General features: G+C 61.8%; 24 protein-coding genes. 6 read left to right on the top strand and 18 right to left on the bottom strand.

What is annotated here, in order from left to right:
* Positions 1–28 precede the first annotated feature (28 nt).
* From GZ092_RS17170 to prpR, 5 genes are all read right to left on the bottom strand, one after another.
* Complete coding sequence (locus tag GZ092_RS17170; RefSeq protein WP_293638190.1) at positions 29–424, bottom strand: lysozyme inhibitor LprI family protein; 396 nt, start codon at positions 422–424, stop codon at positions 29–31.
* Positions 421–1,767 carry a restriction endonuclease subunit S gene (locus GZ092_RS17165; RefSeq protein ID WP_293638188.1) on the bottom strand — a complete coding sequence of 449 codons (1,347 nt, stop codon included), beginning with the start codon at positions 1,765–1,767 and terminating at the stop codon, positions 421–423. The genes GZ092_RS17170 and GZ092_RS17165 overlap by 4 nt, the downstream gene beginning before the upstream one ends.
* Positions 1,764–2,825 carry a PDDEXK nuclease domain-containing protein gene (locus tag GZ092_RS17160; protein WP_293638186.1) on the bottom strand — a complete coding sequence of 354 codons (1,062 nt, stop codon included), beginning with the start codon at positions 2,823–2,825 and terminating at the stop codon, positions 1,764–1,766. Before GZ092_RS17160 ends, GZ092_RS17165 begins: the two co-directional genes overlap by 4 nt.
* Positions 2,826–2,856: 31 nt before the next feature.
* Complete coding sequence (locus GZ092_RS17155) at positions 2,857–4,410, bottom strand: class I SAM-dependent DNA methyltransferase (RefSeq protein ID WP_293638184.1); 1,554 nt, start codon at positions 4,408–4,410, stop codon at positions 2,857–2,859.
* A gap of 190 nt (positions 4,411–4,600) precedes the next feature.
* Entirely contained in the window at positions 4,601–6,550 is a 1,950-nt protein-coding gene (prpR, locus tag GZ092_RS17150) for a propionate catabolism operon regulatory protein PrpR (RefSeq protein ID WP_293638183.1), read from the bottom strand.
* A 169-nt stretch (positions 6,551–6,719) separates the two neighbouring features.
* Here prpR and GZ092_RS17145 point away from each other — a divergent pair, with 169 nt between their 5' ends.
* From GZ092_RS17145 to GZ092_RS17125, 5 genes are all read left to right on the top strand, one after another.
* Positions 6,720–7,700 (top strand): tripartite tricarboxylate transporter substrate binding protein, encoded by a 981-nt coding sequence (locus tag GZ092_RS17145; protein ID WP_293638182.1) that lies wholly within the window; start codon positions 6,720–6,722, stop codon positions 7,698–7,700.
* Positions 7,701–7,742: 42 nt separating this feature from the next.
* Positions 7,743–8,615, top strand: a complete 873-nt coding sequence (locus tag GZ092_RS17140; RefSeq protein WP_293638181.1) for an isocitrate lyase/PEP mutase family protein — start codon at positions 7,743–7,745, stop codon at positions 8,613–8,615.
* A gap of 32 nt (positions 8,616–8,647) precedes the next feature.
* On the top strand, positions 8,648–9,661 hold the full coding sequence (locus GZ092_RS17135; protein ID WP_293638180.1) for a tripartite tricarboxylate transporter substrate binding protein: 1,014 nt from the start codon (positions 8,648–8,650) through the stop codon (positions 9,659–9,661).
* Positions 9,662–9,688: 27 nt separating this feature from the next.
* The gene (locus tag GZ092_RS17130) at positions 9,689–10,489 is read left to right on the top strand and encodes an SDR family oxidoreductase (RefSeq protein ID WP_293638179.1); all 801 of its coding nucleotides are present in this window, start codon (positions 9,689–9,691) and stop codon (positions 10,487–10,489) included.
* A 350-nt stretch (positions 10,490–10,839) separates the two neighbouring features.
* Positions 10,840–11,094, top strand: a complete 255-nt coding sequence (locus tag GZ092_RS17125; RefSeq protein WP_363254599.1) for an IS4 family transposase — start codon at positions 10,840–10,842, stop codon at positions 11,092–11,094.
* Positions 11,095–11,123: 29 nt separating this feature from the next.
* Here GZ092_RS17125 and GZ092_RS17120 read toward each other — a convergent pair whose 3' ends face one another.
* The 9 genes from GZ092_RS17120 to GZ092_RS17080 all read right to left on the bottom strand — a co-directional run bounded on the left by GZ092_RS17120 (position 11,124) and on the right by GZ092_RS17080 (position 22,723).
* On the bottom strand, positions 11,124–12,107 hold the full coding sequence (locus tag GZ092_RS17120; RefSeq protein ID WP_293638178.1) for a tripartite tricarboxylate transporter substrate binding protein: 984 nt from the start codon (positions 12,105–12,107) through the stop codon (positions 11,124–11,126).
* A 70-nt stretch (positions 12,108–12,177) separates the two neighbouring features.
* On the bottom strand, positions 12,178–13,728 hold the full coding sequence (locus GZ092_RS17115) for a class I adenylate-forming enzyme family protein (RefSeq protein WP_293638176.1): 1,551 nt from the start codon (positions 13,726–13,728) through the stop codon (positions 12,178–12,180).
* 170 nt (positions 13,729–13,898) lie between these two features.
* The gene (locus GZ092_RS17110) at positions 13,899–14,897 is read right to left on the bottom strand and encodes a tripartite tricarboxylate transporter substrate binding protein (RefSeq protein ID WP_293638175.1); all 999 of its coding nucleotides are present in this window, start codon (positions 14,895–14,897) and stop codon (positions 13,899–13,901) included.
* 44 nt (positions 14,898–14,941) lie between these two features.
* Positions 14,942–16,150 (bottom strand): CaiB/BaiF CoA-transferase family protein, encoded by a 1,209-nt coding sequence (locus GZ092_RS17105; RefSeq protein WP_293638173.1) that lies wholly within the window; start codon positions 16,148–16,150, stop codon positions 14,942–14,944.
* A gap of 45 nt (positions 16,151–16,195) precedes the next feature.
* Positions 16,196–17,008 (bottom strand): oxepin-CoA hydrolase, alternative type, encoded by an 813-nt coding sequence (locus GZ092_RS17100; protein WP_293638171.1) that lies wholly within the window; start codon positions 17,006–17,008, stop codon positions 16,196–16,198.
* A gap of 4 nt (positions 17,009–17,012) precedes the next feature.
* Positions 17,013–18,146, bottom strand: a complete 1,134-nt coding sequence (locus GZ092_RS17095; protein WP_293638170.1) for an acyl-CoA dehydrogenase family protein — start codon at positions 18,144–18,146, stop codon at positions 17,013–17,015.
* A gap of 26 nt (positions 18,147–18,172) precedes the next feature.
* Positions 18,173–19,369, bottom strand: a complete 1,197-nt coding sequence (locus GZ092_RS17090; RefSeq protein ID WP_293638169.1) for an acyl-CoA dehydrogenase family protein — start codon at positions 19,367–19,369, stop codon at positions 18,173–18,175.
* A gap of 20 nt (positions 19,370–19,389) precedes the next feature.
* Positions 19,390–20,577 (bottom strand): acetyl-CoA C-acyltransferase, encoded by a 1,188-nt coding sequence (locus GZ092_RS17085; protein WP_293638168.1) that lies wholly within the window; start codon positions 20,575–20,577, stop codon positions 19,390–19,392.
* A 25-nt stretch (positions 20,578–20,602) separates the two neighbouring features.
* On the bottom strand, positions 20,603–22,723 hold the full coding sequence (locus tag GZ092_RS17080) for a 3-hydroxyacyl-CoA dehydrogenase NAD-binding domain-containing protein (protein ID WP_293638167.1): 2,121 nt from the start codon (positions 22,721–22,723) through the stop codon (positions 20,603–20,605).
* Positions 22,724–22,840: 117 nt separating this feature from the next.
* On the opposite strand from GZ092_RS17080, the gene GZ092_RS17075 reads away from it, so the two are divergent.
* Positions 22,841–23,761, top strand: coding sequence for a LysR family transcriptional regulator (locus GZ092_RS17075; protein ID WP_293638165.1), 921 nt, complete (start codon positions 22,841–22,843; stop codon positions 23,759–23,761).
* A gap of 709 nt (positions 23,762–24,470) precedes the next feature.
* Here the strand turns inward: GZ092_RS17075 and GZ092_RS17070 are convergent.
* From GZ092_RS17070 to GZ092_RS17055, 4 genes are all read right to left on the bottom strand, one after another.
* On the bottom strand, positions 24,471–24,980 hold the full coding sequence (locus GZ092_RS17070) for a nucleotidyl transferase AbiEii/AbiGii toxin family protein (RefSeq protein WP_293638164.1): 510 nt from the start codon (positions 24,978–24,980) through the stop codon (positions 24,471–24,473).
* Positions 24,977–25,405, bottom strand: coding sequence for a DUF6088 family protein (locus GZ092_RS17065; protein WP_293638163.1), 429 nt, complete (start codon positions 25,403–25,405; stop codon positions 24,977–24,979). The genes GZ092_RS17070 and GZ092_RS17065 overlap by 4 nt, the downstream gene beginning before the upstream one ends.
* Positions 25,406–25,742: 337 nt before the next feature.
* Complete coding sequence (locus GZ092_RS17060; protein ID WP_293638162.1) at positions 25,743–25,964, bottom strand: hypothetical protein; 222 nt, start codon at positions 25,962–25,964, stop codon at positions 25,743–25,745.
* Positions 25,945–26,152: hypothetical protein (locus GZ092_RS17055; RefSeq protein ID WP_293638161.1), on the bottom strand; the 208-nt coding region annotated here is incomplete at its 5' end. The genes GZ092_RS17060 and GZ092_RS17055, both read right to left, overlap by 20 nt.

Below are 26,152 nucleotides of genomic sequence, written 5' to 3'. Positions count from 1 at the left end.
AGCAAAATGCGTGGGTGACGCCCAGTCCTTATGGCTGCTTGAAGCTTTCCAGCTCACGCGCGCGCTCTGCGGTGGCCGTCAGCATGCAGTCGTTGGCATTGACGCGCGCCAGGGTGCCGCCGTCCGGGTCGTCATAGAAAGCGCAGTTGGCATCGCGAAACTTGATCCAGGCGCGCTGCGCTTCAAGCAACTGCTTCTTGCGCGCCGGCGACAGATCGGCCATGACGGCCTTATAGGCTTTGTTCAGGCGCGCATCCTGGCGCTGCGTCTCGGCGGTGATGCACTCGATCATGCCCATCGTCGTGCCGCCGGACTGGTTCATGCAGGCGGCGTGCTGCTTGCTCAGCCCGGCGTCCTGGGCGCTGGCGGCATACGGCGCGCAGGCCATGAGGAGGGTGATCGAGAAGGTTTTGAAGGCGTTCATGCGGCAAGCTCCAGGGGTTCGGATTCGGCGTCGGGCAGCCGCAGCTGGCCTGAAATCAGGCGCGGGAGCAGCGTGTCGCGCAGGGTGGCGAGGGTTTCGGCCATCGACGAATTTTGACTTCGTTGCGCCTCGGTAGTGGATATGACTTCTTCAAACGCCGATAAAACACCATCGGGTGGCAATAACACTGGGACCGACCCAAGAATGGCAGTGTTAATGTTGGGCATTGTTGCTCCAACAGCATGTTGAACTAACCAAGTTCGTGCTTGCGGTGCATCCAGCACCATGGAAAGAAAGGTGGGAGATATCCATGCAGTCCCCGGCCTAAGCAGCAAGCACCCAGTTCCGCAAATCCATCCGACTTCCCGTTCGCTGATCAAGGCGTGTCGCTCAACATCGCCCCGACGGCTGAAAACAATATCGCCTTTCATCAATTGATGACGCGCAAGCCGCTCGGCATCGAACAGGCGGATTCTTGCCACCGTATCCGTTGTGGCACGCCGATCCTTGATGTCTTTCGGCATCACCACGGGGATACCATCTTCTACGTAATCGGAGGCATGAAGCTGACTGCCGAACGGACCAGTTTGGAGACGCCCACCGTATTCGGCAGTTAGCTTGATCAATGTATTTGGCTGCCACCCCCTCGGCACCAACCCCAACGCCGACTCCTCAAACCCATCCGGAAACAGCGCCGCCGTGGCCTCGTCCATGCCTTCGGGGGGGCGGCCTTCCATCTTGGCGCGCACGGGGTCGAAATCGACAAACCACGACTTGAACAGCGCCTGCGCGATGGCTTCAAGCGTAGTGTTGGTTTCGCGCAGGAGGGTAATGCGGTCGTCGAGGGCGCGAAGGATCCCAACGGCCTCTTTCTGCACGTCCAAAGGAGGGACTGATATTGGAAATGTGCCGAACTCAACAAGTGGGATTCGATCAACGGTGCTACCGTGAATTGTTCTCTGCCGAATAACCTCTTGGAAGTCTGGGCTGAGGTAGGCGTAAAGAAGGTAATCAGAAATAACTTTGGCTGGATCAACTCGCATGAGGGCCATACGACGCCCAAGGCAGCAGCGTAATCCAGCAGGAATTACAGCGACCTGTCCAAGCCGCGTTTCGTAGGAAAAAACGATGTCGCCAGCTTGCGGAACAACACGCTTCGTCCATTTCGCAAAATCCTCTTCTGACAGGTACTCAAGCTCGGAAAGGTTTAATTGCCCATCGTTGAGCGAAGAAATTCCAAGAAATATAGGACCAGCTGCTGTCTTTTTTGGTGTGGCGTGAGGGCCATCGTAAATGCCAAGACATAGAGAACCAATTTCTACTGTCTGCCACTCAGAACTCATACCCCAGCCCTCCCAGCCTGAACCGATTCATCCCCGCCATCATCGAGTCCCAATTCCCGCTCTAGCTGCTCAATACTGGGCAGTTTGCCGCGCAGCGCCTCGGGCAGCGTGTGCGACAGGGTGTAGGTCGACAGGCCCATCGGTTTTTGAATGTCGCTCAGTGCGTATTCGGCCACCAGTCGGTCTTTGCTTTTGCACAGCAGCAGGCCGATGGTGGGCTGGTCGCCCTCGCTGCGCAGTTGCTCATCCACGGTCTTGAGGTAGAAGTTGAGCTTGCCGGCAAACTCAGGCTCAAAGTCCACCGTCTTGAGTTCGACCACCACGTAGCAGTGCAGCCGCGTGTGATAAAAAAGCAAGTCCAGATAAAAATCGCGCTCGCCCACTTGCAAGGGCACCTGTCGGCCGATGTAGGCAAATCCCGCGCCCAGTTCCAGCAAAAACTGCGTGATGTGGGCCACCAAATCCGTTTCCAGTTCGCGCTCGGAATGCTCCGGGGTCAGCGACAGGAAGTCGAACACATACGGGTCTTTGAGCACTTGCGCCGCCAGGTCCGATAGCGCGGCGGGCAGCGTCTGGGCAAAGTTGGTGATGGCCCGGCCTTCACGCTGCCACAGCTTGCTTTCGATCTGATGCACCAGCACGCTGCGGCTCCAGCCATGCTGAAGCGCCGCACCTACGTAATAAAGCGCTTCTTCGGGTTTCTTGCACTTGGAAATAATCACCAGATTGTGGCCCCAGGGGATGGCGTGCAATTGGGCAACAGCCTGTTGCCCAATTGCCGCCCCCTGCCAAAACAGATACCACTGGCGGATGTATTTGAGGTTGCGCGGTGAGAACCCCTTGACCTCCGGGAAGTCGCGCACCAGGTCGGCACTGAGCTGGTTCAGGAACCCCGAACCCCAGGCAAAGGCTTGCTGCTTGGCCACCATGTCAGCGCCCAACTCCCAGTAAAACTGCAGCAGCGCGCTGTTGACTGCTACGGCCGCCTTAAGCTGGACCTGCCGAAATCGGGTTTTCAGCTCGCCAAGCCAGCGGCGATAGTCTTGGTTGCTGGGCATTTGTGCAAGCGGGTCTTGCACTATTTGCTTTTTAGAACTCATAGCCCAGCCCTCCCAGCTTTTGCCGAATCAGCGCGTCCAGCTCTGCGCCCTTGGCCATCTGCTCGCCGAGCTTTTCGGTGAGCTGCTGCATCTTGGTGGCAAAGTCTTCATCGTTGTCCTCGACCGCTTCGGCGCCCACGTAGCGGCCGGGCGTCAGCACATGGCCGTGCTGGGCAATCTCTGCCAACGGCACGGTGCGGCAAAAGCCGGCAATGTCTTCATACGCGCCCGCATCGGACTCGCCGCGCCAGGCGGCCACAGTGCCGGCAATGCGTTCAATCACCGCGTCGGTGAACTCGCTCTGCACCCGGCTGATCATGGTGGCGCACTTGCGGGCGTCGATGAACAGCACTTCGCCCTTGCGCTTCGTCTTTTGCTTGACCAGAAACCACAGGCAAGCCGGAATCTGGGTGTTGAAAAAAAGCTGGCCGGGCAGCGCGACCATGACCTCGACCACATCGGCCTCGACCATCGCAGCACGAATCTGCCCCTCGCTGTTCTGGCTTGAACTCATGCTTCCGTTGGCCAGCACGATGCCGGCGCGGCCCGTGGGTTTGAGGTGGTGCAGCATGTGCTGCAGCCAGGCGTAGTTGGCATTACCCGGCGGCGGGTCGCCATGCACCCAGCGCGCATCGCCCATCAGGCTGCCGTGCCACCAGTCGCTGATGTTGAACGGTGGGTTCGCCAGGATGAAGTCGGCGCGTAAATCGGGGTGCTGGTTGCGCGTGAAGGTGTCGCCCGGCTCGCGCCCCAGGTTGAAGTCGATGCCGCGAATTGCCAGGTTCATGGCGGCCAGGCGCCAGGTGGTCGGGTTGGCCTCTTGGCCGTAGATGGACACGTCGCCCAGCTTGCCGCCATGCGCTTCGATGAATTTCTCGCTTTGCACAAACATGCCGCCCGAGCCGCAGCATGGGTCGTACACCTTGCCGCTGTGCGGGCTGAGGATGGCCACGAGTGTCTTGACGATGGACGCCGGCGTGTAGAACTGCCCGCCGCGCTTGCCCTCAGCGCTGGCGAACATGCCAAGGAAGTATTCGTACACCTGGCCCAGCACGTCCCGGGCGGTGCTGGGGGTGTCGCCAAAGCCGATGGTCGAGACCAGGTCAACCAGCTCGCCCAATTTGCCGTCTGGCAGCTGGGCGCGGGCGTAGCGCTTGTCCAGGATGCCCTTGAGCTTGGGGTTCTCTTGTTCGATCAGGCTCAGGGCGTCGTCGATGCGCTTGCCGATGTCGGGTTGTTTGGCCGCAGCGCGCAGGCTTTCCCAGCGGGCCGGCTCGGGTACCCAGAAGGCGTTGACCTCGGTGTAGTAGTCGCGGTCTTCCAGTTCGGCCGCCAGGTCTTCGGGCGCGGCATCGCCGTAGTAGTACTCGTCAGCCGGGTTGCTCAGGCGCGTGGTGAGTTCGGCGCGGCGGGCGGCAAAGGTGTCGGAGATGTACTTGACAAAAATCAGGCCGAGCACCAAGTGCTTGTATTCGGCGGCGTCCATGTTGGCGCGCAGCTTGTCGGCGGTGGCCCAGAGTGTTTTTTTGATGTCGTCGAGCATGCGCGGAGACTTCCGATGTGTAGCTTGTTGTAAGGGAACTATAACGGGGGGGGTAAGAGCGCGTTGATGCTTGGTCGCGCCCATCGCACATGGTGAGACCCGTTGCGGGCCGCATCGACAACGGAAATTATGTTAGCTTTTTGATGCGGTATCGGGGTACATAGCGCTGTTTCTGCGCTGTCCATGGCGATCAATTATTAAGCGTTTCCGGCATTGTTTCGTTCTGTCGACGCCAGCGCCAGAGGGTAGAGCGGCTGACCCCAAGATGCGCAGCCGCCTGGGTGGGGTTGCCTCCACTCTTTTCAAGGGCAAGGCAGGCCCGCCTGAAGTTTGACATGGGTGTCATCTGGGAACCTGAAGGCATGGCTTCGAACAGCTCGGGACAGTCCAGTTCCAGTCCGTTGTACACGATGTCTTCAATTCGGTTGAACTGGAAAAGAAATACGGCGATACGTTCGCTGAAGTTTTCGAGTTCACGCACATTCCCGGGCCATGCATAGGCTTGCAGGTAAGGGCTGACCCCTTCCAGTGCCTTTATGGAATTCAGGCAGGAGCCCATGTGCGTCAGACAGCTTTGCACCAGGCGCTGAGCCATGGGGACAATATCAATCTGCCGCTCTCGCAGCGCTGGCAAGGGCAGGCGCAAGGTATTGATGCGGTAGTACAAATCTTCGCGGAAACGACGGTCAGAGACCATTTCACGCAAGGGTTGATGGGTCGCGACAATCACCCGAACATCGACAGGGATGGCAGTGGTCGATCCCAATCGCATGATTTCGCGCTCCTGCAGTACACGGAGCAAGCGGGTCTGCAGCGTCAGCGGCATGTCGCCGATCTCATCGAGAAACAGTGTGCCTGTGTGGGCGGCTTCAAACAGGCCGCGTTTTCCTCCCCGCCGGGAGCCTGTAAAAGCGCCTTCCTCATAGCCGAATAGTTCGCTTTCGAGCAAGGTCTCCGGAAATGCAGCGCAGTTGACCGCCACGAACGGTCTGTGCGCTCTGACGCTCTCGTTGTGGATGGCTTGGGCGAAAAGTTCCTTACCAACACCGCTTTCACCAACGATCAGCACACCCAGTTCGGTTTTTGCGTACCGCCGTGCGGTTTGCACGGCACGCAGGAACGCCGGACTTTGGCCGATCAGGTTGTCAAAGCAATAGCGCGCCCGGCCTTGATACGTTTGATGTCGACGGTGCTCGATTCGAAGACTGTTGTCAGCTTCGTGGATGGTCCGTGCATCGTAGAGCGTGATTGTTGCACCTACAACTTCCCCATGTTCTCTGATCGGTGTGCGGTTCACAATCCAGTCGCGTCCGACCAGACGTAGAACAACGCCACGCTCCTCCTTGCCATACTCCAGGGCTGAACTCAGGGATAAATCCGGTGCCAGTACCGCCAGAGGACTACCCAGCAGCGACGCTGAATCCTGTCCAAGAATAGCTTTCATGGCAGGGTTGACGGCAATGATCAGGCCTTCATGGTTGACCGCCAGGACAGCATCCTGCAAGTTATGAAGCACCCCGTTCAGCTGTTCATAGCGACCCGCCTCAAGCCGCGCCACCCTGGCAAGTTCCAGCGCATCGTCAAAGCCCTGCCGGATACTCGATAGCGAATAAGCGAGCAGGCCCTGCAACCCTGCGGCTTGCGCCAGTTCGACCACCAGGCTGGAGCCCACAATTACCTCGATGCCACTCGAATGCAATCGTTCGATGCATTGACGTGCACTATCCGGAGTCTGGTAGGCATATTGGTGGATCTCGATATTCAACAGCCCTTTGACCGAATCGAGTTCGGGGATGGTTTGCCCATACATCACGATACCAATGCGATCGGACATCTGCCGCGCCTGGATCAGCGCCTGCAGGATGTCGAATCCGCTCAACTGGATGGTGGCGACGGGCGCCTGCAAGCTGCTCCGCAAAAGACTGGCGTTGGACCCTGCGCTAATAAATACATCGACCTGGTTCTTGGCAATGCGCTCCTTGGCAATCGCCAGGGCACCGTCAAAGCTGCCGTCAATCACTTCAATGTCGGCGCGGTCAATGTATTCAGCGACGATCGGCATGGCAAACATACGAATCTGCCGGTAACTCAGAAAGCACAGCCGAGGCCGACTCTTCGGCATTGCGCCAGGGATTTTCATGGGGCTGGTCTATTGTTTCAATAATACAAATTATGTTTCATCAATGTCTCATGAAACACCTCGCCAGGAGGATTAAGAAATATTTTTCATAAAAATCAAATGCTTAGCACGGGGGACATTGATGGCATGACTCCTGCTGAGTAGCTGCAAACAAAACCTGGAGACAACTATGCAAACCAACTGGATTCGGCGCCGAACTGCGCTGGGCGCTTTCGCTGGCCTGGTCGCATTGGCGTCGACACCTTATGCACAAACTGCAGCAGACAAATGGCCGACCAAACCTGTGACCATCGTCGTGCCCTATTCTGCCGGGGGTGGAACGGACATCGTGGCGCGCGTCGTGGCACAACGCCTGTCCGAGTTGTGGGGCAAGCCAGTGGTGGTGGACAACCGGACCGGGGCCAATGGTGCCATTGGCTCGAGCTATGTGGCCAAATCACCGGCAGATGGGCATACCTTACTGCTGGTGGTCGGTTCCCACGTGATCAATCCGGTCCTGATGAAATCACTTCCTTACGATACGGCAAAGGCATTTACGCCCGTCACCCGGCTCGCGATTTCTCCCATGGTGCTTGTCGTATCAAGCAAAAGCCCGTATCAAAATCTCAGTGATGTTTTGGCTGCCGCGCTCAAGGAAGAGCTTGCCATTGGTTATTCGGAGGGGCAAACGCGCCTCACGGGTGAGCTGATGCGTCAGGCGGGTGGACTCAAGACCATTGGGGTGCCCTACAAGGGAGGCGCGCCCATCATGGTGGACATCATCGGCGGGCATTTGCCCCTGGGATTTACCAGTGTGCTGACGGCGCTGCCGCATATTCAGTCGGGCAATTTGCGCGTCATTGGCGTCGCTGCCAACGAACGAATGGCCATCTTTCCCACTGCCATGACTTTCAAAGAGGCTGGCCTGAAGGGTGTGGAGTCGCTTAACTGGTACGGCTTGTTCGGCCCTGCAGGCTTGTCTGCTGGAGTGGTTTCCCAGATCAATCGCGATCTCAAGAAGGTGACGTCGGACCCCGCTTTGATCAAGCAGATGCATGACCAGGGCGCTGAAATCGTCATGACGCCGCCCACTGAGTTTGTGAATTTCCTTCAGCAGGAAACCACCAAATGGCAGCAGGTTGCCCAGCGCGGCGGATTCAGCGCAGAGTAATCCGGACGATTAAGCACTGTCCATAACCCTTAGGATTTATTGATGACCAACAAGAAAAAAACACTTTGCGAGCGGCTCCAGCAGCCTGGCCTGCTCAGCGCTCCTGGTGTATTTGACATGGTGTCGCTGCGCCTGGCCGACACCTATGGCTTTGATGCGCTTTACATGACTGGCTTTGGTGCCGTAGCTTCACACATGGGGCTGCCCGATGCCGGTTTGGCAACGTACTCGGACATGGTGGGCCGTGTCAAGGCGATGGCGTGCATGGCGCAAACACCGCTGATTGCCGATGGCGATACGGGCTACGGAGGGCTTCTCAATGTAGCCCACACCGTACGCGGCTACGAAGCTGCCGGGGCCGCTGCAATTCAGCTGGAAGATCAGGAATTTCCGAAGAAATGCGGGCACACAATGGGTCGCCGGGTGATTCCGATGGCCGACATGGTGCGCAAGATTCAGGTTGCATCTGACGCACGCAGTTCCAGCGATTTTCTGATCATTGCCCGAACCGATGCCCGCAGTGCGCTGGGCTTGGATGAAGCTTTGCGACGTGCGGAGGCTTACGCCCGTGCAGGCGCTGATATTTTGTTTGTCGAGTCCCCTGAAACAGAAGATGAGATGAGGCAGATAGGACGTAGTTTTGACTTGCCTTTGCTGGCCAACATGGTGGAGGGTGGACGCACGCCCATCCAGACTCAACAGGATTTGGAATCGATGGGCTACAAGCTGGCCATCTTTCCGGTGACGGCGCTGCTCGCGGCGACTGAAGCCATGAAGGCTGTGTATGCGTCTTTCAAGCAAAACGGATCCTCTGCGGGCATCTCAACACCCCTGATGCCTTTCGCCGACCTCACGAAGCTCATGGGGTTCGAGGAAATATGGGAATTCGAAAAACGCTACGCAGATTCCAATTGACCGGTCATTGCACCCTAATCAAGGAGACAAAAATGAATAAAAAATCAAATTCTGTGAACAGCGCTCGCAGGAGCCTGCTTTCTACTGCAGGCCTGACCCTGATCGCAACCCTGGGCGGCCTGCTGGGCATGGCGCATGCGCAGGATGCCTGGCCAAACAAAACGATTCGCCTGGTTGTTCCGTTCACGCCGGGCGGCGTGACGGATACCAGTGGTCGACTGATCGCAGAGTATCTCGGCAAAAGGCTGGGCCAGCCGATTATTGTGGACAACAAACCGGGTGCTTCCGGGAACATTGGAACCAGTTTGGTAAAAACCGCTGTCCCGGACGGTTATACCCTGGTCCTGGGCTTTGATGGCACCATGGTCATCAATCCGCATGTGTTTGCCAAGACACCGTTTGATACCACCACAGACTTCGCTCCTGTCGGCAAGATTGGGGATGCGATTTTGATCCTGGTCGCAAACCCTGAGGTGCCGGTGAAAAGTCTGTCAGATGTCATTGCGCTGTCGAAGGCGCAGCAAGGGGGGCTCTCTTTTGGCACGTCAGGCACCGGAGGGACGCCGCATATCGCTGGTGAACTGCTCAAGGCGCGAACGAATGCAAATCTGACGCACGTGCCTTACAAAGGTGGCGGACAGGCGATGACGGACGTGCTTGGCGGGACCATTCCCCTGGTGTACACCGCAGTTGCCGGGGCCTACGGTCATGTTCAATCCGGGAAGCTTCGTGCGATTGCTGTTTCCAGCGCTCGCCGCGCCACAGCGCTACCGGACGTACCGACCTTCATCGAAAGTGGCGTGCCTGATTTCGTTGTCAATTCATGGGTCGGGATCCTGGCCCCTGCCAAGACGCCAGCGGCGATTGTTACCCGCCTCAATACCGAACTCAATGCCGTATTGAATGACGCGACAGTTCGCGAAAAGTTGCGTTTGATGGGAATTGAAGCAACACCCGGGAGTGCCGAGCAATTCAACAGCGAAATCAAACGCGATCTGGCTCGCTACGGACAGGTGGTCAAGTCTGCCGGTATCCGGATCGAATAAACCAAACTCCGAACGTAAAGGTAGCCCATGGATTTGCAACTGACGCAGCAGCATATTCTCATCACCGGGGGCAGCAAGGGCATCGGCCTGGCGTGTGCCCAAGGCTTTTTGCGTGAGGGGGCCAGGGTGAGCCTGGTGGCGCGAAGTCAGGCCAACCTTGACGTGGCCGTGCAGCAATTGAGCGGCGAGTTCGCTGGCGCAGAGGGGCGAATCGGGGTGTTTGCAGCAGATCTCCAGATCGCCGAGCAAGCCGGTCAGGCGCTCACCCGGGCCGAGCAACTGCATGGGGATGTCGATGTGCTGGTCAACTGTGCAGGTGCGGCTCGCCGTACGCCGCCTGACGAGCTCAACGCCCAAGCCTGGCACGACGCCATGAATGCCAAATTTTTCACCTATGTGCACATGATGGACTTGGTGATCAAGAAAATGGGACTACGGGGTAGTGGCTCTATCGTGAACGTTATTGGGGCAGGGGGGAAAGTGGCCAGTCCCATTCATTTGCCCGGGGGCGCTGCCAACGCTGCGCTGATGCTGGTCAGCTCCGGTCTGGCAGCGGCTTACGGTCCTCGGGGCGTTCGAGTCAATGCCGTGAACCCTGGCGCGACTGTGACCGATCGATTGCAGTCCGGACTGCAGGCGACTGCCAGGCTGGAGCAAATCACGGTGCAGGAAGCCTTGGAGCGGGCGACACGCAATGTTCCCCTCGGACGGCTGGCACAACCGCAGGAAATTGCCAACGCCGTCTTGTTCCTGGCATCGCCTTGTGCCAGTTACGTCACGGGCGCTATTTTGACCATGGACGGTGCGGCGACCCCTATGGTCGTTTGAGCCTGGCAATGCAGTTGAGGATGACTGTCCAGCGTAGGCAAACCTTTCCAACGCCTCAGCATCCTGCACAGGTACCTTGCTCGCAAGGCTGCCATTGCCGTGATCAAATGATGGAACCCGCCGCTGCCCGTTTTTTAGGCGCCGCCTGCCAAGCCAGCAGTGGCGCCGTTTTGGGCACTTGTGCCGGTGGTTATCCACAGGGTAGGGCACCTCGTACGGGGACAACTCAATACTTTCGTACCGACACTTTTAGACTATTTAGCTCACGGAGAATGCTCAGTGCACCGCAGGCACGTGGTGGGGGCTGGCGCATCGCGCGCCTCATGCGCCTGGGACGGACCTGACCGAAGTTGAACGCGCAGCTCATGCTCGAGCCCGATGAATGGGCCGCAGCCTTCATCCTGAACAAAAAGCGACCTCCAGACCAGGCGCCCACGCTCAACCAGGTGGCAAGTCTGGTCGCGCGGGTCGGCGGCTTTCTAGCGCGCACAGTCGATGGCGAGCCGGGGGTGAAAACCATCTGCCTGGGCATGCAGCGCAACCTGGACTTTGCCCCTGGCGTCAGGTTCTCACGCGAGCTTCAGGCGGCAGGCAGTTGTGTATAACGAAGTGGCGTAAAGGGCGCCTGGTGTCCTCAGTCCGCGGTGACGCCTGCGTTTTTGATGACCTTGGCCCACTTCGCGGTTTCGGACGCGATAAAGGCGTCGCAAGCTTGCGGCGAAGTTCCTTCGGCAAAAGTGCCCATGGCCTCCAGCTTGGCCCGGGTTTCGTCGCTGCGGATGATGCGGTTGACCTCGTCCGACATGCGCTGCACCACCTCGCCTGGCGTTCCGGCGGGGGCAATCATGCCGGCCCAGGTGCTGCCGGTGAAGCCCCTGAGGCCTTGCTCAATGAAGGTCGGCACATCCGGTGCTGCCGGCAGGCGTTTCTCGCTGGCCACGCCGATCAGGCGCAGGCGGCCCATCTTGCCGGGCTGGATCAGGTTGGTGGGGGCGTCAAAGAACAGCTGGATATGTCCGCCCAGCAAATCGGTCAACGCAGGCGCCGCGCCCCGGTAGGGAATGTGAACCATGTAGGTGTTGGTGACGGCCTTGAGCAACTCGCTGGTCAGGTGCGCGGCCGACCCGTTGCCTGATGAGCCAAAACTGACCTTGCCGGGGTTGGCCTTGGCGTAAGCCACCAGTTCGGTGGCGTTCTTGAACGGTGCATTGTTCGGCACGGCCGCCAGCAGCGGGGACACGCCCAGCAGGGACACTCCGACCAGGTCCTTGGCCGGGTTGTACGGCAGCTTGGGGTACAACGTGGTGTTGGCCGCATAGGCGGCAATCACGACGCCGAAGGTGTGCCCGTCCGGGGCGGCCTTGGCCACGGCGTTGACGCCGATGATGCTGTTGGCGCCCGGCATGTTCTCGACAATCACGGGCTGGCCGAGCCGGCCTTGCAGGCCCACCTGCACCAGGCGGGCCATCTGGTCGGTAAAGCCGCCGGCCGTGTACGGCACGATGAGGCGGATCGGGCGGCTCGGCCAGGCCGGCTGGGCCATGGACGGCAGTGCGGCGCTCGCCAGGCCGGCGCTGGCAGCTTGAATGAGGGTGCGGCGTGAAAGAAAATTGGACATGGTTGTCTCCTGTCTTGTGGTTAACGATTGATAAAACCGCTGGGCGTTACTGCGCCTGGCTTTGCATGGATCAGGTTGAAAGGTTCAGGTGCAGCGTGCGCAACTCGCGCTTGAGCACTTTGCCAATCGCGCTGCGCGGCAACTCGTCGATGAAATGCAGCGCCGCCAGTCGCTGCGTCTTTCCGGCCCGGGCGTTGTACCAGGCCATGATCTGCGCGGCCTCATCGCCAGCGCCAGACCGGCGACGCACAAAGGCGACCGGCGTTTCACCCCACTGTTCGGAGGGCACGCCCGTCACCGCCACATCCTCGACGGCCGGATGCTGGCGCAGCACGGCCTCCAGGTCGGACGGGTAGATGTTGAAGCCGCCGCTGATGATCATGTCCTTGCGGCGGTCCAGCAGCGTGAGGAATCCCTCGGCATCAAAGCGCCCCACGTCACCGGTGCGGATGAAGCGCTTGCCTGTGGCGTCAAACCATTCGGCCTCTCGCGTCAGGCCGGGCTGGCGGTGGTAGCCCGTCATCATGCTGGGTGAATGCCCGACCACCTCGCCAACCGCGCCCGGGGGCAATTCGAGGCCGGCTTCGTCGATCAGCCGCATGTCGCTGGTGGCGGCGGGCCGGCCCACGGTGTGCAGTTTGTCGGGGTGCTTGTGCGCGACCAGGATGCAGGTGCCGCCGCCTTCGGTCATGCCGTAGAACTCGACCAGGCCGCCCGGCCAGCGCGCCAGCACATCGGCCTTGAGCGCAGCGCTGAACGGTGCGCTGGTGCAAAACTTGAACCGGAACGCCGACAGGTCGTGCGCGCCGAACTGCGACAGCGCCATGATGCGCTGGTACTGGACCGGCACCAGCATGGTGTGTGTCGCACGGTGCTGCTCGGCCAGCTGAAGGTAGTGGGCCGCATCGAATTTGGGCATCAGCTGCACGCAACCGCCAAAGCCCAGCGTGGGAAAGAACACCACCAGCGTGGTGTTCGAGTAGAGCGGCGTGGCCAGCAGCGTCGTGCCTTCAGGGCTGTAGCCGTAGGTGCTGCCCCGCTGCACATGGGCCCAGCGCATGCCGTGCGACTGCACGATGCCCTTGGGCGTGCCCGTGGTGCCCGACGAATAGATGATGTTGAACGGGGACTCCGGCGACAGCGCGACCGGTTGCGGCTGCGCGCCTTCGGCGGCAAGCCAGTCTTCGAAACGAATGCCCTCCGACGCGCCGTCCAGCCAGACGCAGCGGGTCGTTGCCAGGCTAGGCGGCACCAGGCCTTGCGCTGCGCTGTCAAGGAACAGCCACTGCGCCCCGGCGTCATGCAGCATCGACGCCAGGCTTTCCCGGTTGGCCGAGAGGGCCAGAGGCGCCACCACCACCCCGGCCCGCAGCGCCCCGAGGAACAGCGCGGCGTAATGCACCGATGAATGGGCGCAAATCGCAATGCTTTCCCCGGGCAGCACCCCGTCGCGCTGCAACGCTGCGGCGACGCGGTCCATGAGGGCGTCGAGCTGGGCATAGCTCAGCCCATGCTGGTCGTCACGCAGGGCTGGTCGTTGCGGCTGGCGCTGCGCATGCTCGCGGACCAGCGCGGCAACAGTGCGAAAAGGCGCTTCGGGTGATGTCGTGAGGTGGGTCATGCGCGCGTCCGGGCTGTGGTCATGGGGTCCATGAGGTTGTTGGTCTATTTGTCAAAAATGATAGCTGCTTATGTAGACAGCGCAAGCGGAAGATGCCTTTTGAATCAATTTTTTAACTGAAGCCGGCGTATCCGGCTCGCCAGGCTGCCTGGCGGACAGGGCGCGGTGGCTTACTGGCTGGTGATGCCCTTGTCGCGGATCACCTTGCCCCACTTGGCGTAGTCCTGCTGTACGCGTGTGGCCATCTGGCCGGGGTTCTGGTAGTTGGCAATGGCGCCGGCGTTGAGCAGCTTGTCCTGCGTTTCTTTTTCGGCCAGGATGGCCTTGACCTCGGTGCTGATGCGCTCGACGACATCCTTGGGCGTTCCCGCAGGGGCCATCAGGCCGCCCCAGGACACGGCGTCAAAGCCCTTGAAGCCCTGCTCGGCAATGGTCTTGACATCGGGGATCACGCCCACCCGCTGCGGCGAGCCGACGGCAATGGCGCGCAGGCTGCCCGACTGGATGTGCGGCAGGGCGGCCACCAGGTCGGCATACATCATGGGCACCTGGCCGCCCAGGGTGTCGGTAATGGCCGGCACACCGCCCCGGTAAGGCACATGCTGCATGTCGAACTGGCCCATCTGCTTGAGCAGCTCCATGCTCAGGTGGCCGAAGCTGCCGACGCCCGAACTGGTGTAGTTCAGGCGGCCGGGCTGCGCCTTGGCATGCGTCACGAGCTTTTGCAGGTCGGTCACGGTGGGCATCAAGGTCGGGTTGACCACCACCACGATGGGCAGGTCGTAGACCGTGGCAATCGAAGTAAAGTCCTTCACGCTGTCGTAGCCCGTGGTCTTGTACAGGTGCGGCGCCAGCAGGGTCGGCGTGGCCAGCATCATGAGGGTGTAGCCATCAGCCGGCGACTTGGCCACCTGCGCCGCCGCAATCGCGCCGGATGCGCCGGCCTTGTTCTCGACGATGACCGGCTGCTTGAGGCGCAAGGCCAGCTTTTGGCCGACGATGCGCGAGGCGGTGTCGGTCGGGCCGCCGGCCGGGAAGGGCACGATCAGCTTGATGGGCTTGCTGGGCCAGGCTTGCGCAAAGGCGCTGCCTGCCAGCATGGGCAGGGCCAGGGCCAGCAGGACACGGCGGGTCGGGCCGGAGAGCTTCAAAGAAACGGGGTTGGACATGGGTTTTCCTGGGTAGATTGAAAGAATGGAATACGGCGTTGTCTTCAGAGCACGCCAAGCGCCTTGAGCTCGGCCAGGCGCTCGTCGCCCAGGCCCAGCATGCTTGATAACACTTCGCGGGTGCCTTCACCCAGTTCGGGCGGTGCACGGCGCACCGGCAGGCGCTCGCCATCAAGCCGGTAGGGCGGCGCCATCACATGCGTGCTGCCGGCCACCGGGTGGGGCTGCTCGGTCACCAGCCCACCGCGCACGGCACGCTCCGAGGTCAGGGCTTCGTACAGGCCCAGCACCTCGCCGCAGGGAATGCCGGCCGCCTTGAGGCGCTGCAGCAGCAGCTGGCGCGAACGGCGGCCCAGTTCGCGCAGGATCTCCGACATCAGGGCTTCCCGATTGGCACCGCGGCCCAGGTTGGTCTTGAAGCGCTCGTCATCGGCCAGGTCGGGGCGGTCGATCACCTCGCGGCAAAAGCGCTCGAACTGGGCGTTGTTGCCCACGGTGATGACCAGCGGGCCGTCTTCGGCATTGAACACGCCGTAGGGCACGATGGACGGATGCGCATTGCCGTAGCGCGGCGGGTCTTTCTGCATCAGCATGGCTTCGAGCCCGTAATAGGCCGTGATCATGAGGCCGCAGTCGAACAGCGCCATCTCGACATGGCGGCCGCACCCGGTCTTTTGGCGCTGGAACAAGGCCGCCAGGATGGCCTGGGCCGAATACATGCCGGTGAACATGTCGACCGCCGCCACGCCGAACTTCAGCGGCGGCTGGTCGGCCTCGCCGTTGATCGCCATCAGGCCGGCCTCGCCCTGCACCACGAGGTCGTAGCCGGGACGCGCGGCCTCGGGCCCGCTGCGGTCATAGCCGGTGATCGAGCAGTACACGATGTCGGGCCGCACGGCCTTGATCTGCTCGTAGCCCAGGCCCATCTTCTCGGCACCGCCGAACTTGAAGTTCTGGATCACCACGTCGCATTGCCGCGCCAGGTCCAGCACGATCTGCACCGCCTCGGGTTTTTGCAGGTCCAGCGTGATGGAGCGCTTGTTGCGGTTCATGCTGTTGAAATAGGCGGTTTCAGTTTTGCCCACACGCAGGCCCCAGTCGCGCGTGTCGTCGCCGCGGCCAGGGTGTTCAACCTTGATGACCTCGGCGCCAAAGTCGCCCAGTGCCATGCCGCATAGGGGGCCGGCCAGCACGCGGGACAGGTCCAGGACGCGGATACCTGCCAGCGGCAGCGAGGAATTGATGTCTGACATGATGGCTCCAATTTCAAAATAGTCCGGAACGCCCGTGGTGTTCCCTCAAGGGGTGGGCGGTTCTTTTTTGGCGCGCAGCGCCACAAAGTCGGCACTGCGCTTTTCCAGAAAGGCGGCAATGCCCTCTGCCGCCTCGTCGTCGCCCTGGGCCTGCACCATGAACCGCGCTTCGCGTTCCAGCTGTTCCTCCAGCGTCGCCTGGGGCGCGCTGCGGCACAGCGCCTTGATGCTGGCCATGGCCCGCAGCGGGCCGCCCGCCACGCTTGCTGCCAGGGCCAGGGCCTGCGCCAGCGCTTCGCCCGGTTCGGTCAGGCGGTTGACGGCGCCCAGGGCGTGAAGGCACTCGCCAGTGAAGCGGTCGCCGCTCAGGCACAGCTCGGTCAGCACCTGGCGCGAGACAAACTCGGCCAGGAAGGCGGTGGCGCCGCCGTCGGGCGTCAGGCCCACCTTCACGTAGGCCACCGAAAACACGGCGTTTCGCGCGCTCACCAGCATGTCGCAGGCCAGTGCAATCGACAGTCCCGCGCCAGCGGCTGCGCCTTCCACGGCGGCGATCACGGGCTTGGCGCAGTCCCGAATCGTGCGAATCAGGTTGTGCAGGCCTTCCAGGTGCGCCCGCCGCTCGGGCAGCGTCAACGTGCGCCTCAGGGACAGCTGGCGCAAGTCGCCGCCCGAGCAAAACATGCCGTCCACCCCGGTCAGCACGATGGCGCCGACCTGCGGGTCGGCCTGGGCCTCGGCCAGCGCTTGCGTCAGAGCGACGTAGAACGCGGGCGACAGCGCGTTGCGCGCCGCCGGGTTGTTGTTCAGCAGCACCAGCACAGCGCCTTCGCGGCGCGACAGCAGCGGCCCGTTCATGGCCTTACGCATGGCCCAGCGCGATGAAACGCGCCAGGTGGTGGTCTTCGTCGCCGAGGTGGTGGTCGATCATGACCAGGCGCTTGGCGTAGTGGGGCATGGGCAGCTCCCAGGTCATGCCGATGCCGCCGTGCAGCTGGATGCATTCCTCGGCCACCAGCGTGCCGATGCGGCCGATGCTGTACTTGGCGGCCGACAGGGCGCGCTCGCGCGTGCTGCGGTCGGCCTGCAGGGCGGCGGCGGCGTTGATCACGGCCGAGCGGGCCTGCTCGATCTCCAGCAGCACATCGGCCATGCGGTGCTGCAGCGCCTGGAAGCTGCCGATGGCCTTGCCGAACTGCTTGCGCGTCTGCAGGTACTCGATGGTCTGCTTCTTGGCCACTTCCATCGCGCCCAGCGACTCGGCGCACAGCGCCAAAATGCCCCGGCCCACGGCATGCTCCAGCGTGGCCAGGCCCTGGCCTTCGGCGCCCAGCAGCGCCGAGGCAGGCACGCGTACCTGCGTGAAGGTGATTTCGGCGGCTCGCGTGCCGTCGATGTTGGGGTAGGCGCGCAGGCTGACCCCGGCTGTGTCGGCGGGCACCACGAACAGCGAGATGCCGTCTTCGCTGGCCACGTCGCCGCTGGTGCGGGCGGACACGATCACGGTTTGCGCCTGGTCGCCCAGCGTCACCACCGCCTTGGCGCCGTCGATCACATACTCGTCGCCGTCCCTGAGGGCGAGGGTGCCGACATGGTGCAGCACGTAATGCGCGTCGGCCTCTTCATGGGCCAGCGTGGCAATGTGGCTGCCGTCGATGAGGCTGGCCAGCAGTGCCTGCTGGGCGTCGTTGCCGGCATGGGCCAGGGCGCTGCCCGCCAGCACGGCGCTGGCCAGGAAGGGTTCCACCACCAGGCCACGGCCCAGCGATTCGAACACCACGGCGATGTCAAAGCCATCGCCGCCAAAGCCGCCCTGCGCTTCGGTGAACAGGGCGCCGATCACGCCCAACTCGGCGAATTTGGCCCATTGCGCGGGGCTGTAGCCGAGCTTCGATTGGCTGATCTGGTGGCGGGTGTCAATGCTGTACTGCTCGGCCACGTAGCGGTCAAGCGAGTCCGCCAGCATCCGGCGGTCTTCGGTAGGGGTGAAGTTCATGGTGGGGTCCTCGTCAGTGCTGTGCTTTACAGGCCCAGGATCATCTTGGAGATGATGTTCTTCTGGATTTCATTGGAGCCGCCGAAAATCGACAGCTTGCGGTTGTTGAAATACTGGGCCGCAGCCGAGGCGGCCTCCTGCGGGCCCACGCCGGCCTGGTCGTCGCCTTCCTGCAGCGATTCCTCGATGAAGGGCAGGGCGTAGGGACCCATGGCGCGGCGGGTCAAGGCGGTCAGTTCCTGGCGAATCTCCGTGCCGCGGATCTTGAGCATGGAGCTTTCGGCGCCCGGTGCACCGCCCCCTGCCACGGCGGTGATCACGCGCAGGTTGGTGGTCTTCATGTTTTCCAGGTCTATCTCCACCCGCGCCAGGCGCGCGGCGAACAGCGGGTCGCGCGCCAGGGGGTGGCCGTTTTTCAGGGTCCTGGCCGCGATCACCTTGAGGCGTGCCAGCGCGGCATCGGAAAAGCCCACGCCCGCGATGTTGGTGCGCTCGTAGGTCAGCAGGTACTTGGCACAGGTCCAGCCCTGGTTCTCCTGGCCCACCAGGTTGTCGACCGGCACCTTCACGTCGGTGAAGAAGACCTCGTTCACCTCGTGCTCGCCGTCGAGCGTGATGATGGGCCGCACCTCCACGCCGGGCGTGGCCATGTCGATGAGCAAAAAGCTGATGCCTTCCTGCGGCTTGACGTCGCGGTCGGTGCGCACCAGGCAAAAGATCATGTTGGCATGCTGGCCCAGCGTCGTCCAGGTCTTCTGGCCGTTGACGAGGTAGTGGTCGCCGCTGCGCACCGCGCTGGTCTTGACCGACGCCAGGTCGGAGCCGGCACCCGGCTCGGAATAGCCCTGGCACCACCAGTCGGCACCGCTGAGGATGCGCGGCAGCCAGTGCTGCTTCTGGGCTTCGTTGCCGTACTTGATCAGCACCGGGCCCAGCATGTTGACGCCGAAGGGAATGGTGCGGGGCGCATGGGCCAGGGCGCACTCGTGGTCAAAGATGAACTTCTGCACGGTGTTCCAGCCGGGTCCGCCGTATTGCTCGGGCCAGTGGCTGGCCAGCCAGCCCTGGTCGTTCAGCAGCGCATGCCAGGCTTGCAGGTCGGCCTTTCCCAGGTGCTTGCCGCCCTGCACCCTGGCGGTCAGTCGGGCCGGCACCTTGTCGGCGAGGAAGCGCTGCACTTCGGCGCGGAACGCCTGTTCTTCGGGGGTAAAACTCAGGTCCATGGCGATGTCTCCGTCTTTTTTCAGAAAATTTCAAACAAACCGGCGGCGCCCATGCCGCCGGCAATGCACATGGTCACGACCGCGTACCTGGCCTTGCGGCGACGGCCTTCCAGCAGCACATGGCCCACCAGGCGCGCGCCGGTCATGCCAAACGGGTGGCCGATCGACACCGCGCCGCCGTTGACGTTCAGGCGCTCGTCGGGAATGCCCAGCGTTTGCTGGCAGTAGAGGGCCTGCGAGGCAAAGGCTTCGTTGAGCTCCCACAGGTCGATGTCGTCCACCGTCAAGCCATGGCGGGCCAAGAGCCTGGGCACGGCGAACACGGGGCCAATGCCCATTTCATCGGGCTCGCAGCCGGCCACGGCCATGCCGCGAAAGGCGCCCAGGGGTTGCAGGCCCAGTCGCGCCGCTTCCCGGGCTTCCATCAGCACGCAGGCCGAGGCGCCGTCGGACAGTTGCGAGGCGTTGCCGGCGGTGATGAACTGGCCGGTGCCGCGCACCGGCGCCAGCTTGGCCAGGGACTCATAAGTGGTGCCGGCGCGGTTGCAGGTGTCGTGGTCGATCGTCACGTCCTGGTGCGTGACTTCCTGGGTGTCCTTGTTCGTGACGGCCATGGTGGTGGTCACGGAGATGATCTCGTCCTGGAAGCGGCCAGCCGCCTGCGCTTCGGCGGTTTTACGCTGGCTCTCGACCGAGAAGCGGTCCTGCGCCTCGCGGCTGATGCCGTAGCGGCTGGCCACGATGTCGGCGGTCTCGATCATCGCCATGTACAACTCGGGTTTGTGCGCGTTGATCCAGGGGTCGATGCCGCTGTCGACGCCGCTGCCCTCACTGCGTCGGATGCCCGAGATACTTTCCACGCCGCCGGCAATCATGGCCGGGGCACCGTCCACGATGATGCGGCTGGCGGCCATGGCCACCGCCTGAAGGCCCGAGGCGCAAAAGCGGCTGACCGTGGCGCCCGCGATGCTCAGGGGCAGGCCGGCGCGGATCACGCTGGCGCGTGCGATGTTGCGCCCGGAGCGCCCTTCGGGGTAGCCGCAGCCGAGGATGGCGTCCTCGATCAGGCCGGGGTCGATGCCGGCGCGCTCGACGGCGGCCTTGACGGCGAACGAGGCCAGGGTGGCGCCACTGACGCTGTTGAACTCGCCCCGGTGGGCCTTGGTCAGGGGGGTGCGGGCGGTGGATACGATGACGGCTTCACGCATGGCGGGGGTCTCCTGAGGGTGAAAGTTACGGTTTGTTGAGGCTGTCGAAGTCCCGGCCTTCTTCAATCAGCTGGAGCAGCAGCGGGGCGGGTTGCCAGAACAGCGGGTCTTCCCGGGCGAAGGCCTGGATGTCGGCCAGGATGGTGGGCAGGCCGACCGTGTCGGCGTACTTCATGGGGCCGCCGCGAAAGCGTGGGAAGCCGTAGCCATGCACCAGCGTCACGTCCACATCCAGTGGGCGCAGGGCGATGCCCTCGGCCACCACCCTGGCGCCCTCGTTGACCATGGCCGCCAGGTAGCGGCGCATGATGTCCTGGTTGCTGAAGGGGCGCGGCGTGGTGCCGGCGCGCTGGCGCTCGGCTTCGATGATGGCCAGCACCTCGTCGTCCGGTATTCCGACCCGGGCGCCCTTGGGATACAGGTAGTAACCCCGGCCAGTCTTCTGGCCGAACCAGCCGCGCTCGCAGAGTCGGTCGGCAATCTGTACGTAGCGCGCTTCGGGGTCGCGCGTGGCGGCCTTGCGCTTGCGCGTGGCCCAGCCGATGTCGCCCCCGGCCAGGTCGGCCACCTGGAACGGCCCCATGGGGTAGCCAAATTCGCGCGCGGCGGCATCGATCTGGTAGGGCGAGGCGCCGTCTTCGAGCATGTGGTCGGCGGTGGCGCGGTACACGGCCAGCATGCGGTTGCCGATGAAGCCGTCGCACACGCCGGCGCGCACCGGCACTTTCTTGAGCTTTTTGGCCAGCTCAAACGCGGTGGCCACCACATCGGCGCTGACCTGGGCGGGCACCACGATCTCCAGCAGCTTCATGATGTGGGCCGGCGAAAAGAAGTGCAGGCCCACCACGTCTTGCGGGCGCGATACGCTGGCCGCAATTTCGTCGATGTCGAGATAAGAGGTGTTGGTGGCCAGCACGGCGCCGGGCTTGCACACCCGGTCCAGTTCGGCAAACACCGCCTTCTTGACGCCCATTTCCTCAAACACGGCCTCGATCACCAGGTCCGCCCGGGCCAGCGCGTCATACGACGTGCTGCCGCTGAAGCGGGCCATCACGGCGGCCCTGACCTCGGGTGTCATGCGGCCCTTGGCCACGATACCGTCATACACCTTCTCGACATTGGCACGGCCACGGGCAAGGGCGGCATCGTCGCGCTCGACCATGGTCACGGGCAGACCTGCGTTCAGCACGGCCACGGCAATGCCGGCGCCCATGGTGCCGCCGCCGATCACGCCGACGCTGTCGATGGCGCGCGGCGTGGCGTTGCGCGTCTCGGGCGACTTGGCCACCTCGCGCTCGGCAAAGAAGGCGTGGATCAGGCCGGCGCGCTGCGGGCTGTCGAGGCACTGCAGGAACAGCTGGCGCTCCAGCGCCACGGCCTCGTCAAAAGGCAGGTCCAGCGCGCCCTGCACGGCTTCGATGATCTTGAGCGGCGAGAACAGGCCGGCCGTTTTTTTGGCCGTGTCGGCCTTCAATGCGTCCAGTGCGGCCTGGCTGGCAGGTTTGTCGGCCAGGGCTGCGTCTGCCTCACGGGTGGGGCGTACACCGGCGCCGCTGGCGACCAGCTCGCCGGCATAGGCCAGGCCCGCCGCCAGCACGTCAGGGCCTTCGCCCAGCCGGTCGACCAGCCCGAGGGTCAGGGCTTCCCCGGCGCCCTGGTGGCGGCCACTGAGCATCATTTCGAGCGCAGGCTTCACGCCCATCAGGCGCGGTGCGCGCTGGGTGCCGCCGGCGCCGGGCAGCAGGCCCAGCAGCACTTCGGGCAGGCCCAGCCGGGCATCCGGCATGGCCAGCCGGTAGTGCGCCGACAGGGCCACTTCCAGCCCGCCGCCCAGCGCCGGGCCGTGGATCGCCACCACCACAGGCTTGCGGCAGGCTTCAAGGCGGCTGCACACCTCGGGCAGCGAAGGTGCCATGGACGGCTTGCCAAATTCACGAATGTCCGCCCCGGCGATGAAGGCCCGGCCCGCGCCCACGATCAACACCGCCGCCACGCTGGCATCGGCGTCCGCCTCTTGCACGGCGGCCAGCAGGCCACGGCGCACATCCACGCTGAGCGCATTGACAGGAGGGTGGTTGATGGTCACCAGCAGCACGCGGCCCAGGCGTGTGGTGGTGACCACGGAAGGGGTGGCTTCGGTGTTCATGCGCTTGTCTCCAGTTTCATTGAATGAAAATTTATTCAACGCATTGTGATTGTGCAAAACTGTCTTGACAATGGCATAAACAATTGACAGACTGTCAAATATTTTTATACAAAATTCATGGATCTCGCTTCGCTAACCTTGTTGGTCGACATCATTGACGCCGGCAACCTGAGCCAGGCCGCTCGCAAGCTCAAGATGACGCGAGCCAACGTCAGCTACCACCTCAAGCAGCTCGAAAAGTCTGTGGGCGTGCAACTGGTGCGCCGCACCACGCGCCGCGTCGAGCCCACCGAAGTCGGCCTGCGCTTGTACGCCCATGGCCGCAGCATCCAGAATGAAATGCAGGCCGCGCGCGAAACCATCACCACGCTGGGCCAGGGCCTGCAAGGACGCGTGGGCTTGAGCGTGCCCAGCGGCTATGGGGAGATGGTGATGTCCGACTGGCTGATCGAGTTCAAGCGCCAGTACCCCGGCATCGTGCTGGACGTGCTGTTTGAAAACCGGGCCGACAACCTGCGGGACGAAGTGGACATTTCCATTCGCGTGATGCCCGAGCCACCGCCCGCCTTGGTCGCGCGTGAGCTGGGCAGCGTGCGTTATCTGGCCTGCGCCTCACGCGGGTTTGCGCAGCAGCATGGCCTGCCCACCGGGCTGGAGCAGTTGCGCACCACGCCACTGATCACCTCCGGCGTGGTGGGCCAGCAGCTGCGCCTGCGCGCCTACCGGGGCGACGAACGCCACGAGGTCATGCTGGAGCCCACGCTGATTTCCGAGCACTTTCCGTTCCTGCGCCAGGGTATCCTGGCGGGCCTGGGGCTGGGCCTGGTGCCCGACTATGTGGTGATGGACGCAATTGAGTCCGGCGAGGTATTGACCACCCTGGATGACTATCGCCTGAGTATTTTCGGCACGCGCATGTACCTGCTGTACATGCCTAACCGGCACCAGACGCGCGCCGTGCGCACCTGCATTGAGTTTTTGCTGGACAAGGCACGGACAAAAATTGATCACCGTCAGGACAGCTTGGTACCCCTTTAGTTGACAGGCTATGTGCAACTCGATTCAATTTCCCGCTTGTTGCTTTCGTGGGCAAGCCAATTGGTTGGACATCTTCCTACTTCACTTTCGATCCGGTCGAGCCGCACCTCTTGCGCACGGCAGTCCGTATCGTGGGTGTTCCCAGTATGCCGATTTCTATGCACACGATGTGCAACTTTCCGAATGTCAATGTCGCTAGAAAATTCTAATTCTCATTACAAACTGACCTTACGCAGCCCCGCTTCATTACTCAAACTCAGCACAGGCGGTGCGTGAAACGTTAATCAGGAGTTTGATCATCAGAATAAATGGATTGACCCTGTTTTTGATGCTGAGGTATTCGAGATGTGTCACTGAATTTCAGTAATTTGGGACGATTTCGCATGAAAACCAAAAGGCGTTCTGGATACGCCAGCTATGCACGGATGAATTGCCTCAACTTGCAGAACTGCTACTTTTTTGTGGCTTGTAGGAAAAAGGGCTTACCAATCGATTAGGCAAAGCGAACATGCGTTGCCTGTTTTTTAGGCGTCACCTGCCAAGCCCAGAACGGGTCAGACCGAAAGCAGTGCTCGAATTGATCTTAGATTGAGTGTCCCAGCAGGGTAGTTGCTCGGCTGGATGGCAAACATAGGAATGTTTGCTTGGTCAAGCGCCAGCAGGCCATGCGGAAGCCACCATTTTGAAACCGTATATAATCCGTCCGGCATTAAAACTTAACATAAGAAATATCGTGGAATATTAATTCTGTAGGCGCTAAATAGTAATGTCGCATTTGTCCCAAATAGAAATGGCGCATTGTTGCCTCGTCCAGCTTCTGAAGCGATGCCAGGAATGCCAACGCCACTCTTTCAAAACCAGCAAAAGCTTCGTTGAATTCCGGTGTGGAGTTCCCGTAGATCAGGGAAAGCAGAGCGCGCTTGAGTTCGGACATCCGTTTACGCAGTTGTGTTTTGAAGAGCGCTTGCGCGTCTGTTGGCAGCACGATTTTCAGATCAGCATCTTCGGACAGGTGTTTGATGAGACCATGCGCCTTGGACAGGCTGGTGCCTCCGCAAAACGCGAGAGACAGGCCATCTAGCGGCAGCGCCAACAAGGCTCGTAGTGCATCCGTCAGGTGTTCGTCCTTTTCCAGCAGGCCGGCGGTGATGCCTCCTAGCGCCGTTTCGGCGACGAGTGCGTCGATCAGTTCGAGACGCGCTGGGTGCAATGTCCTCATGCGCGTTCGTACTGGACCGCTTTGCCGTTGAAACTCAGTTTGCGGGCAATGCGGTGCTTGCCGGTGTTGAGGACGATTCTGCAAGGCAGTTGGGTGCTGCGGCCGGCGTTGTAGTCCTGGGTCAAGCGGCTGGGCGTGACCGTGATGCCCAGTTTCTTCAAGACCTCGGGCGCCAGCACTTCCAGCGGCCGGATTGGGATGGGTTTGCCGGTGAGCACGCTGGGCTTGGCTTTGGCATCAATGCCCAATCTGCGCCGGACCAATGCGCCTTCGCGGGTGAGTTGGCTCAACGCGTGGCCAACCTGGGCCGGACTGCCAAAGCGCACGAACTCAGCGCGCAGGAAAACGCCACCGTCGCGGTTGACCACGGAGCGTTTGATCCGTTCAGTGATGTTCATCATGTGCTTGAGGTGAATTTTTCTCATTTACCTGTATTGAAAATTCAAGGTAACTTGTTGTCGACAAAGGGAAAACCTCTGTTGATGACGGTCATCATGCTGGCATGAAAGGGAAACAATTAAAAACTCATGCCGTTGCGCTTGGACGGCGTCAAGGCGCAACGGCATGAACAAAGTTGCTTGGGCGCCCGAGCAGGCGTTGGCCCATCTGTGCGACTGGATCAGAGCCCGAACATGCAGCACCTTGGCATCGCCGTTTGGATGCCCGCCTGAGAAACAGTGAGCGTTGTCTTGGCATCTGGCGGTTTCACGGGGAATTGAAGTCGGTCAGCCCAACGCAGGTATGCCTAAAAATGTACCGGCCTCAACAAGCCAGGGCGGCAACCTGCTTGTCGGCAGCGTGCGCAGCCTCTTCACGCGTGGCCCAGGTGGATTCGCTGCCGTGCAAGGGCGCCAGCGAATCCACGTGAATGACATCAATGCGCCAGGGCCCATCAGGCAGGTGAGATAGCCTGGCCATGTAATGCCGGCCATTGGCTACGCCGGGGACGTATTCCTCAATCGGTTCAGGTTGTTCTTGTTCCATGGGTCTTCTTGATAAATCCCGGATTATCCGCAACCCGGTTGCGCTGCCCGCTTCCATCAGCCACAAGGCAATCTGCAGTCCATATCATCCTTAAGTGCGTATTCCGGTGATCGTGACCGATGATTCCGGCATCGTGACCGGTCATTCCGCTGATCGTGACCGACGGGATGAACCGGCCGAACACAGCG

The sequence above is a fragment of the Polaromonas sp. genome (assembly GCF_010365105.1).
Classification (GTDB): domain Bacteria; phylum Pseudomonadota; class Gammaproteobacteria; order Burkholderiales; family Burkholderiaceae_C; genus Polaromonas.
This window is presented reverse-complemented; position numbering and strand designations above follow the sequence as displayed.